Genomic DNA, 11,197 nt, shown 5'->3' on the forward strand with positions numbered 1-11,197 from the left:
GCTATATCATCGCTTCGCCAGATCCGCCCAGCGCAATTTCACCGGATTCAGACAAGCGTCGAGCAATGGTGAGTATCTCTTTCTGCGCACCTTCTACCTCACTCACCTTAACAGGACCTTTCGCCTCAAGGTCATCACGGAGTAATTCGGCAGCACGCTTAGACATATTCTTAAAGATTTTTTCTTGTAATTCAGTATCAGCACCCTTGAGTGCAACAATAAGAATATCTGAGGAGACTTCCCTGAGGAGCGTTTGTATCCCTCTATCATCAACATCCTTGAGATTATCGAAGACAAACATCAGCTCTTCTATCTCAGTACCGAGTTCAGCATCAACTTCTTTGATACTATCCATCAAGTCGGCTTCAATAGTTGTATCAATAAAGTTCATAATATCTGCCGCACACTTGACACCACCGATCTTACTGGTCTTAGTCGCAGCGTTACCCGAGAACTGTTTTTCGAGAATATCATTCAGCTCTTGCAAAGCCTGTGGCTGAATGCTTTCGAGAGAAGCGACACGCATAATAACGTCAAGACGTACCTTTTCGTCTAATACGCCTAGCACTTCAGCAGCCTGATCTGATTCAAGATATGACAATACAATGGCCTGAATCTGTGGATGCTCATAACGTATAAGCTCCGCTACAGCACGACCATCCATCCATTTAAGCGTATCTAAACCAGTTGTATTACCACCAACAAGAATTCGGTCAATTAAGCTATCCGCCTTGTCCTGACCTAAAGCCTCTGTCAGCATATTCTTGATATACTCATCAGAACCGATTCCCATACCCGTTTGGGATCCGACAGCCTCCAGAAACTCGATCATTACCCCTTCGACCTGTTCCTGACTAATATCTTTCAATGCCGCCATAGAGGTACCCACCCGCTGTACTTCTTTTGGCCCCATATGCTTCAAAACCTGGGCAGCGTCCGCTTCACCCAGGCTCATTAGTAAAATCGCAGCAGCATCTACCCGCGAAACTTTTGGCAGCTTTTTATCGCCGTCACCATCAGTCATCTACATTTACCCATTGACGAATTACCTGAGCAACCCTAGCAGGGTCCTCAGCAATCAAACCTTTCAAGGCATTAAGTTGTCGATCAAAACCTTCCGAAGCCCCCGGTAACAGAAACTCATCAGAGGCACTCAAAGTAACTCGTTCTCCTGCCTCACCTTCACTCATGGCATCCATCTGTGCCAAACCGTCCTCATCTCCCGCTAAAGCAAGCTCTTTCGCTTGAGCGCCAGCTTCAGAAAGATTCTTAAACACTGGTCGAATGACGGTAAAGATAATAATCAAGGCGAACAACATTGCTATGCCTTTGGGCACCAGCTCTTTGAACCACGCCTGTTCCCATATTTCCGGCTCTTGTACGGCTTCCACAAACTTAGGTGCAAAAGGCGTATTAATCACATTTACGCTATCACCTCGTGCGGCTGAGTACCCTACCGCATTCCTTACCAATAGCGTCAAACGCTCAAGCTCTTCAGCCGTCCATGTAGTATAGCTTACCTCACCTGTTTCCGGGTTGATATTCTGTATATCATCAATTGCTACAGCAACCGTTAAGCGCTTTAGCCTACCTTGCTGGTGACGTGTGTAGCTGATTGTGCGGTCCACCTCAAAATTGCGAGTGGTTTGCTTACGCACATTTGTCGGTAAACCTCCTTCACCAGCGCCAGCACCGTTGGCTACTTCAGGGGCAGCACCCGCTGCGGGAGGCTGATTAGCAAGCGCGCCTGGTACACCGCCATCTGTCATCATCTGGCGCTGCTCATCCAAGGTTTGTTCACTTCGGACTGCTTGCATGTCAGGGTTGTAAAACTCTTCCGTTTCTTCAACCTGGGTAAAATCCACATCAGCCGAGACTTCTGACCTGAAACGATCCGCCCCGAGGATAGGACTCAATATACCTGTAATTCGCTCATTTAGAACTTTTTCCATTTTACGCGAATACTCAAACTCCCTTGAAACCAGCTTGTCTTCTTCTGACTCGTTGTTCCGAGACAATAGATTACCCTTTTGATCAACAACAGTAACTTTGCTCATATCCATTTCCGGCACACTTCCGGCGACGAGATTAACAATCGAGTCAACCTGCTCACGTGTCACTGGCCGCATAGAAGAGGTCTCGATCAAAACTGATGCACTAGGTTCTCTTGAGTCACGAACAAACACCGACCTCTTCGGAATAGCCAAATGAACTCTGGCGCTACGGATATTTCTGAAACTGGATATTGATCGCGCCAGCTCACCTTCCAGGCCTCGCTTAAATCGTGTCGACTCCATAAACTGGCTAGTACCCAAGGCCTGATCCTGGTCAAGGATCTCATAGCCGACACTGTTATCGCTTGTAATGCCATTCGCTGCCAGCTTCATTCTTGCTTCATGAACCCTGCCCGCTTCAACAAGCAATATGCCGGTACGGTGATCCATCTTGAAGTCAACACCATTCAAGTTAAGAATGCTTGAAACTTCTTCCAGGTCCTGAGCTTCTACCGAGCTCATCAACGGCTGATAGTCCGGCTCCTGAAGCCATAAAACAAGCGCCAAACCGAGGGCAACACTCGCGGCCAAACCTACCATCAAACCTACTTGCCGAAAGATTCCAAGCCGGTTTATACCGGTCATCAAGTCACTTTCAGTGCCGACAACGTCAGGCTCACCCGAGATACCACCCACCTGAGCGGGCAATGCTGAGTCTGTACCTGTATCTGTGGGTGCGAGTGCCATAAGTTAACCTTTTACTAAAATCCAAATAAGCAGTGTTTGTTCAAATACCAATCATTACAAACGAGAAGCAAACACTTAAACCGGCATTTTCATAATATCCTGATACGCCTGTACAACCTTATTCCTTACTTGCGTCAACGCCTGAAAAGATACCGATGCTTTCTGAGATTGCACCATTACCTGCGAAAGCGTAACGCTTGGGTCACCCTGCTCAAAAGCCTTAGCCATTTGACCCGCTTTTAATTGTGTATCATTGACCGAGCCAACCGCACTAGACAGCATGTCACTGAATTTAGGTGTTTGGCTCGCTTCCTGGGTGGCATTAATTTTTGTAGGAGATATTTCTTCAGTCTGAACCTGAGTTTTCTGAACCTGCGCACGCAGATTTTTCATCTCAGCCAGCACCTGATTGATATCTGCTCTAGCCCCTACGGAGTTAATCCCAGACATACATCCCCCTTGTCAAAATTTCGTTACTAAAAATACGCTTAAGTTAGTAACTGCATAAAGCGGGCCAATTCACAGACAAGCTGAAATTATAGATAGATTGGAAGGTTTAACATGATAGCATTGCTAATTCTTAGCAATAACAAAAAAAGGGAGCATACGCTCCCATACAGATCATCAGCAGATTGACGAAATCCTGTTGTAACAGGCAACTAGCAGAGCCACCCGTACACTCAATTCGATACCTAGGCAGCCATTTCAGCTGCAATATCGATACCCTGCTCTCTCATTTGAGCAAGCTTATACCTCAAGGTTCTTGGGCTAATACCTAGCTTCTCGGCAGCATTCTTCTTTCTGCCATTTTCTTGACGCAAGGTATCGATAATTATTTGATATTCTCGAAGCTTTAGATCTTTACCTAAACCTGTTCGAGAGTTTGGCTCAACCTCGACCTGCACCGACCTAACTTGCTCAGTCGGAACCTCTTGCTTGGATTCAAGTATCCAGTTAGCCGACTCGGATAAATCCAAGCATAGGTCGCTAACCTTAACCACACCATTGCAGGCCATAATCAGCGAACGCTGAATCGCATTATCAAGCTCTCGGACATTTCCCGGCCAATGGTATTGAGACAAGTAAGTCTCTACACCCTCACCAAACTCCATTTTTTCACGCTTCATTTTGCTAGAATGCTCAGCAAGCAAGCGTTTAGCCAGCGGCCAAATATCCATAGGACGCTCTCGCAAAGGCTTCCAGGCCATGGGAAACACGCTCAGACGATAATACAAATCTTCTCTAAACTTTCCTTCGTTTACGTACTCTTTTAAATCACGGTTTGTCGTCGCCAATACCCGTACATCCAAAGGAATCGCTTTTCTTCCGCCAACTCGCTCCACTTCACGTTCTTGCAGAACCCTAAGTAGTTTTGCCTGCAAGCCTAGATCCATTTCAGATATTTCATCTAGCAATAAGGTTCCGCCATTGGCAAGCTCAAACTTACCGGGCGAACTTGCATACGCGCCGGTAAAAGCCCCTTTCTCATGGCCAAACAGTGTTGCTTCTAGCATATTCTCTGGGATTGCTGCGCAATTCAAAGCAACAAAAGGTTTGTTCTTTCGCGATGATGACTCGTGAATATATCTCGCCAATACTTCTTTACCCGTACCACTTTCACCTGAAATCATTACTGTCGAATCAGATTCAGCAACTTTGCGAGCGACTTCAAAAAATTGCTTAGAGAATGGATCTTCAGCAACAGGCCCTTTCTCATCACTAGACTTTTCTTCAGATGTATCACCAAGCCCCAAAATTTTAATAATTGATTGAATTAAGGTTTTTGGTTCGAAAGGTTTTACTAAATAGTCTGCGGCACCACTTTGCATAGCTTCAACAGCCAGCTTAATTTGACCATAGGCAGTGATAAGCATCATCGGCAAACCAGGATATTTTAACTTAACCTGCTGCAAGAGCTCGTGGCCATCCATTCCCGGCATATTTACATCACTTATCACTACATCAAAATGCGCGTTTTCAAGCTCCTTCAATGCATTCTCAGCACAGTCCGCTTCTACGAAGCCCATCCCTGCAAGCTGTAATGTTGTACACAGTGCTTCTCTTAATTCCTTATCATCTTCCACAATTAATACTTTGGTCGCTGACATGACTTATTTACCTCTTAACACTGAGCAAAATTATTATTAGTAGGAGTAACATTAATTGACGGCAGGTCAATCATTGCAGTCACCCCTTTCTTGGATGAACGCATTCTGAAATTACCTTTATGCGCCTTAACAACAGACTGAACTACCGCCAGCCCAAGGCCAGTCCCTTTTTGCTTGGTTGTATAAAACGGTTCAAAAATCTTACTCCTGTGCTGGCCAGGAATACCAGGACCGCTATCTCTAATCACAAGACACACAGCCCCATCCTCCTTAACCCCAACACTAATCTTTATTGTTAATGGCGTTTCCTTGCTAACTGCAGAACATTCCCAAGCTTCAATACTGTTATTTACCAAATTAAGACAAGCCCCTACCAAGGCATCTTTATTGCATAAGACTTCAGCATTAGACGCTTCTATATCCCACTCGCTCTCAACACTTGCGGCATCCATCACTGGAACGGCTGCAAGCTTAAGCGCGAGTATGAAATCATTTAGCGGCATACGTTCAACTAAGCGCTCATCTCCTTTCGCGAAGATAAGCATATCCCTAATCTGATGTTCCAAATGCGTTAAACGAGACATTACTTTTTCCGACAAGTCCACGCGCATCGATTCATCTAATTCAGGCTGACAAAGGTGGCCCGCATACAACATTGCTGTAGATAAGGGCGTACGAATCTGATGAGCAAGGCTAGCAACCATCTTACCCAAAGAGCTCAAACGTTCGGCCCTGCTTACTTGCTCCTGCAACAATCTTGTTTCAGTCAGATCACTAAGGAGTACCAGCTGACCCGGCCCGGATGACATAGAACGAGTTTCAATTTTCACTCTTCGGCCATCTTTTAAAGAAACCTCGTGTCCATCATCGTGCTTTGGCGAAAAACTTCTCGCAATAACATCGACCCAGGCCAAACCTTTCAGCGGTTCGCCAAGTAGATCCATTGCCGCAGGATTACATTCTGTGACTAAACCTTTTTCATCTAGAACAACAACACCTGCCGGAAGCACCTCCAACAAGGTAGACAAGCGATTAGCTAGGTCTTCTTTTTCCTTGCGCTGTGCTTGCTTTTGACTTTCTTCAAGTGAAAGATCACTCTTGAGTTGACTAACCTTGTTCTCAAGGTTTCGGTATGATGAGGTTAATTGCGAAGACAAGTGGTCAAACAAGGACAAAGCTTCTTCGACTTTCTGCTCACCGTTATCTTGAGTAGAGTCAATTTGTCCCTGAAATTTGAATGCAGCATTACCCTCTATTGAAGTGCTGCCAGAACTATCATGCGCAACGCGCGAAACACGTGCATTGATTGCCTCCGAGCTAATAAAAGCAGGTTCATCTATCCAGGTTGCTAGTTTTTGTTGTCCCATGGCTTACCTACATCATTCAGTCAAAACAGTGTGGAATACTATTCGCTTATTTGTCAGCCAAACGCTCTGCGCAGCTCAAATAAGCTTTAACAACCTGATATAAGCACTATGTAGGCCAAAGTATTTTTTTACTTTATTATCAGCAACTTAATTGTAGCAATATGATAACAACCCGAAAGATAAGACAATTTTATGACGCCATAAAACGAAAAAAGCACGCAAAACTGCGTGCTGACATATTTTTGACTGAGCAAGAATAGTTAAGAAATATAATACCTAGGCATTCAAGCCGTATTTGCGCACCTTTTCAACCAAAGTTGTACGACGTATACGAAGTTTTTCGGCAGCGCGAGCAACCACACCAGAAGCCTCATCCAAAGCTTGTTGAATAAGCGACTTTTCCAAATTTGCCAGGTAATCCTTTAGATCGATACCATTTACAGGCAACAAGGCTGGTGAATCCATACTCGCCATTCCAGGGGCATTTTGTAGCTGCAGATCATCGGTCTGAACAACGTCATCAGTTTCTTCTATATGGCGATATTTTTGCGGTAACTCCTGAACACCAACAACATCATAAGGGTGCATAATACCCAGGCGCTCGACAAGGTTAGCCAACTCACGAATATTTCCAGGCCACTCATGACGACATAGACTCAGTATTGCAGCAGAATTAAATCTGATTGAGCCACGCTTCTCAGTCTCCATCCTTGAAATCAGCTCATTGAGCAGAAGAGGGATATCTTCAACACGATCTTTTAGTGCAGGCATCTCAATAGGAAATACATTCAAACGGTAATAAAGGTCCTCACGGAAATCACCACTGGTAATCATATCCTCAAGGTTTTTATGCGTTGCCGCAATGATACGGACATCAGTGTCTAATGTTTTATTTCCCCCAACCCTTTCGAATGTCCTCTCCTGCAAGACCCTTAGAATCTTAACCTGCATGTTCAGCGGCATGTCGCCAATTTCATCTAGAAAAAGCGTACCACCTTCAGCCAGTTCGAATCGACCTGCACGCGCAGTAATGGCGCCGGTAAAAGCACCCTTTTCATGACCGAACAATTCACTTTCCAACAACTCCGCCGGAATAGCACCACAGTTGACAGGCACAAAAGGCTTGTTTCTACGGTGCGAATTATAATGCAAGTTCCTGGCAACTACTTCTTTACCAGTACCCGATTGCCCTGTAATCAAGACGCTCACATCTTTATCCGCAACCTGTGCCATTAAAGCTCTAACATCTTGAACGCCGCGACTAGTACCTACAAGACTTCTAAAAAGCTCTACCTGACGCTGCTTACCACGCCCTGTTTGCGCCGAGTATTGTTCACGATAAACCTGGGCACGATATAAACTATCTAGCGTCTTATTATAGTTAAGAGGATAATCAAGTTGCGCAATGACCTTTCGTCTAAGAATATCATCAAGCCCGTCTAGAGCAGCATCACCTAGCCCTAGCACAGGAACACCCTCATCCCACTCATGTAAATCTTTAACGATCTGCTCAACCGGCTCCGAGTCTGCTCCCAAAAAAACGACACTTAAGTGCTCTGGCTCAATTGCATGCTCTTCAATAGTAGAGCGCCAACCTGACAAGGATGCGCTAAGAACACTTTCACCAAGAAAGGATAAAATAACAGAGATATCACGAAGCACTTCTTGGTTATTATGCATAACCAAAACTTTCATATCCTGGGCCATAGATGGACCTTATAGTTGTTTATTTTTTGGGTTTAACTTGAAGTAATGAATAGAGCAAAACAGTAAACTTTTGCACCCATGAGTACGCTCGAGCGGTTAATTGCAAAAAGCGATTATTCTTCAATATTCGATATCTAGCAATTAAAGTACGGATAGATTAATTAGTCAATTAAGTGGCGCAAAAAAGACGAAATAAGCGCCACATAAATAAATGTTCAAAATTTTGTCACTTATCTTATAAGTTATTGCCAGCGCAATAACACTCAATCAAGCTTTATATTGAGACGAATCCAGATAGGTATTCGCAGCCTTACTTTCGCGGGTAATCTGCTTAAGTTCCATAGAGATCTCATCTCTATGCTTCAAGCTATCTTTTAGCACCAGAGAGTAAACTTTTTCATAGCGCCTCAAGATCGATAAAAGCTGTGCCCTATCTTCTTTAGTTCGCATACTAGCAATAACTGCCTGAAGCTCGACACGCACCTGAGCATCGAGCTCAGTTAAAAGCGCCCAATCCTGCTTGTCATTAGCATCTTTTAGTTGTTTAGCAATATTTAGAAACCGTTCGTTCACGCCATGCCACCTAATGATATTCAAGCACTCAATAATGAAGCAATACACACAAACAATGCAAGTTAAGATCCGCCCCCATGGAAACGAAAAAAGGCGATAATTACAACATTATCGCCTTAGCCTTAGTTACTGATCAACGTTAACTGATCTCAGATCGTTAAGGAAATTATTTCCGATTCCTCACTCTGAACACCGTCGATATCGATAGTCAAAATCACAAAATAATAAGTGCCTGCTACCATATCATCGATCTGCGCACTGGTATCCGAGCCACTACCTACAACAACACTTTGAGCTAAGTTTGATGCATCTGTACCATATCGAATAAGGTAACTGTCAATTTCGTTTAAATCTAGAGCAGTACCATCCGCTCTTTCTTCTGGAATTGACCACTCCAAGGCTATCGACTGTAAAACCTCAAGCTCATTAATTTCTACATTAGCAACTGACGACACCTGCTGCCCCACAGAATTGGATACAATGACATCATAAGCTCCGGCATCTGCAACAGAGGCAGCCTCAATACTTAATGAGCTCGCGTTAGCACCTGATATCTCAACACCATCTTTACGCCAGGTATAACTCAAGTCACCACCGCCTGTCGCAACGATCGACAGCACTGCCGTCTCACCCTCATCAATAGCGGTAGATTGCGGTTGCGAAGCAATGACGACAGGCTCAATGGAAATCACTTCATTCACCTGAATCGTCGCATTGACAGATGTTTGCGAGCCTACCGAATTCGTCACGCTGACACTATACACACCACTATCTGAGACTGAAGCTGAAGCGAAAGAGAGTGAGCTTGAGGTCGCGCCGCTAATCGCTACCCCACCCTTAAACCACTGATACACCAACTCACCACCGCCACTCGCAGCGACAGATAGTACCGCTCCCTCTCCTTCATCTACACTAACAGAAGTAGGTTGCGTAGAAATTTGAACAGGGTCTATCACAACTACTGGTGGCAATTCGTTAACGACTACTAAAGCAGTCAAAGACTCCAGGGTACCTGACTCATCGCTCACCAGAACATCATAACTGCCTGAGTCGGAAGTATCTGCAGCTGAAATCAATAGTGAACTTAGTACCGCCCCTTGAAGCTCAACACCATCTCTACGCCACTGATAGCTTAGCTCGCCACCGGTAGCTCCCACACTTAATAAGACCTCTTCCAACTCATCAACAATTACACCTTGAGGCTGGCTAATAATTTCGAGGTCAGGAGTCTCGTTAAGCTCTGCTACGTCGTTATAGGAATCATTCGTTTCCTGTCTAACCGCCGCAAATGTCTCGGCATGTTCACTATCTGGAAGCGCTTGCTCTAGATCTAATGCAATTTCGCTTGCCTCTAGAAAAACCTCATCCAGAGTAATCTGTTCATCGCCCTCAGTACTTTGAGCCCCTAGAACGCCATCACTGGCAATCACTTCCTCTACATGTTCGATTACTTCTTCAATCGTATCCCAACGACCCAGCTCAACCATTGACAAGAAAGAGGCTGACAAAACACCCATTTCCAGTTCTGCTTTTGTAATTGAACTATACGACTCAATAGCAGTTAAATCTGCTGGCGCCAAACGCATCGCACCAGCATCTAGATCTAGCAAGTCTTCAATGTGAGCGATAGATTCCTGAATACTATCAGCTGTCAAACCAATAGATTTAGCCTCCGCATGAACTGCCGCCATATGCGTTAATGGGCTAAGATGAACATTATACTCCCGCCCTGCCACAATACCTGAAGCAACCGAGCGCAAACTAAAGCCAGACCCTGGGTTAAAGCTTTCACCAAAAGAAACGCCTTGCCCATCATTATCAATACAACCTTCCGTTGTATCGCACTTCATTCTGGTTCGACTATCAGCTGTCACTTCGACAACAACTGAGCCTTGTGAAATTTCCTGCTCAAGATTAAAGGTGTAGCGACCATTAGAGTCTGTTCTGACTGGACTCACCATTGGATTAACAGAACGAATAGTCTTGCCACCCTGCTCTTCTACTGAGTATAAGTTTACCAAGCCTTCTGAAACGACCCCTTTTATAGCGGTACCGCTAATCGTTGTAGTCACGGTATTGGTATTACCATCATCCGGAGTGGAATTTGACTCTTCACTGCCGCCACCAGAACCACAAGCCGTTAAAAGAATGGCCACACTTGAAGCTAATAGGTTCTTTGTAAGAGCGGCAATTCGCTTTTCACCAGTGTTGAGGAAAAATGTATGCATGAGAAGATTCCACTATTAAATTTCGATCTTGAGTAAGGAAATCTTAGCGCCAGAACACTTAAATTGACGGATAAAAATCATTATTTAGCAACAAAAAGCGTCAACTTTTCGACAAATGATAAAAAATGTGAAATCGATGACAGGTGATACAGCACAAAGTTCACAAAAAATCCGCCAGAGTCTAAGAAACAAGCACTAGGAGTTTTTATTTATTTGTGCTCGAGAAGCTGCTTTACAGGTTTGAATGAACGCCGATACAGATTATTGACGCCTAATTGACGAAGCGCTTCTAGGTGCGCTTTAGTGGGGTAGCCTTTATGCTGTGCAAGGCCATAACCTGGATATTCCTTATCCAACTCTTTCATTTCTCTATCCCTTGAAACTTTTGCGATAATTGAAGCAGCCGCAATACAAGCAACTCGTGAGTCACCCTTTACCACTGCTTCACTAGGAATATTTAGTTGAGGGCAGCG

At 44.5% G+C, this 11,197-nt stretch carries 8 protein-coding genes and 1 pseudogene; all 9 read right to left on the reverse strand.

Annotation, left to right across the window (positions count from 1 at the left end; genetic code table 11):
• Window position 1: 1 nt before the first annotated feature.
• The gene (gene fliG, locus A3756_RS16765) at window positions 2–1,024 is read right to left on the reverse strand and encodes a flagellar motor switch protein FliG (protein ID WP_068508201.1); all 1,023 of its coding nucleotides are present in this window, start codon (window positions 1,022–1,024) and stop codon (window positions 2–4) included.
• On the reverse strand, window positions 1,017–2,741 hold the full coding sequence (gene fliF, locus A3756_RS16770) for a flagellar basal-body MS-ring/collar protein FliF (protein ID WP_068508202.1): 1,725 nt from the start codon (window positions 2,739–2,741) through the stop codon (window positions 1,017–1,019). Before fliF ends, fliG begins: the two co-directional genes overlap by 8 nt.
• A gap of 75 nt (window positions 2,742–2,816) precedes the next feature.
• Window positions 2,817–3,191: a flagellar hook-basal body complex protein FliE gene (fliE, locus tag A3756_RS16775; protein ID WP_068508204.1), complete on the reverse strand. Its 375-nt coding sequence runs from the start codon at window positions 3,189–3,191 to the stop codon at window positions 2,817–2,819.
• Window positions 3,192–3,433: 242 nt separating this feature from the next.
• Window positions 3,434–4,849 carry a sigma-54 dependent transcriptional regulator gene (locus tag A3756_RS16780; RefSeq protein WP_068508206.1) on the reverse strand — a complete coding sequence of 472 codons (1,416 nt, stop codon included), beginning with the start codon at window positions 4,847–4,849 and terminating at the stop codon, window positions 3,434–3,436.
• A gap of 14 nt (window positions 4,850–4,863) precedes the next feature.
• Entirely contained in the window at window positions 4,864–6,216 is a 1,353-nt protein-coding gene (locus A3756_RS16785) for a PAS domain-containing sensor histidine kinase (protein ID WP_082865320.1), read from the reverse strand.
• A gap of 276 nt (window positions 6,217–6,492) precedes the next feature.
• Window positions 6,493–7,923, reverse strand: a complete 1,431-nt coding sequence (locus A3756_RS16790) for a sigma-54 dependent transcriptional regulator (RefSeq protein ID WP_068508208.1) — start codon at window positions 7,921–7,923, stop codon at window positions 6,493–6,495.
• A 267-nt stretch (window positions 7,924–8,190) separates the two neighbouring features.
• Complete coding sequence (locus A3756_RS16795; RefSeq protein WP_068508210.1) at window positions 8,191–8,496, reverse strand: hypothetical protein; 306 nt, start codon at window positions 8,494–8,496, stop codon at window positions 8,191–8,193.
• A gap of 149 nt (window positions 8,497–8,645) precedes the next feature.
• Window positions 8,646–10,724 (reverse strand): Ig and FN3 domain-containing protein, encoded by a 2,079-nt coding sequence (locus A3756_RS16800; RefSeq protein WP_068554020.1) that lies wholly within the window; start codon window positions 10,722–10,724, stop codon window positions 8,646–8,648.
• Window positions 10,725–10,933: 209 nt separating this feature from the next.
• A pseudogene (gene rnhB / locus A3756_RS16805) lies at window positions 10,934–11,197 on the reverse strand (ribonuclease HII); the annotation flags it as partial.

Source organism: Oleiphilus sp. HI0086 (genome assembly GCF_001635225.1).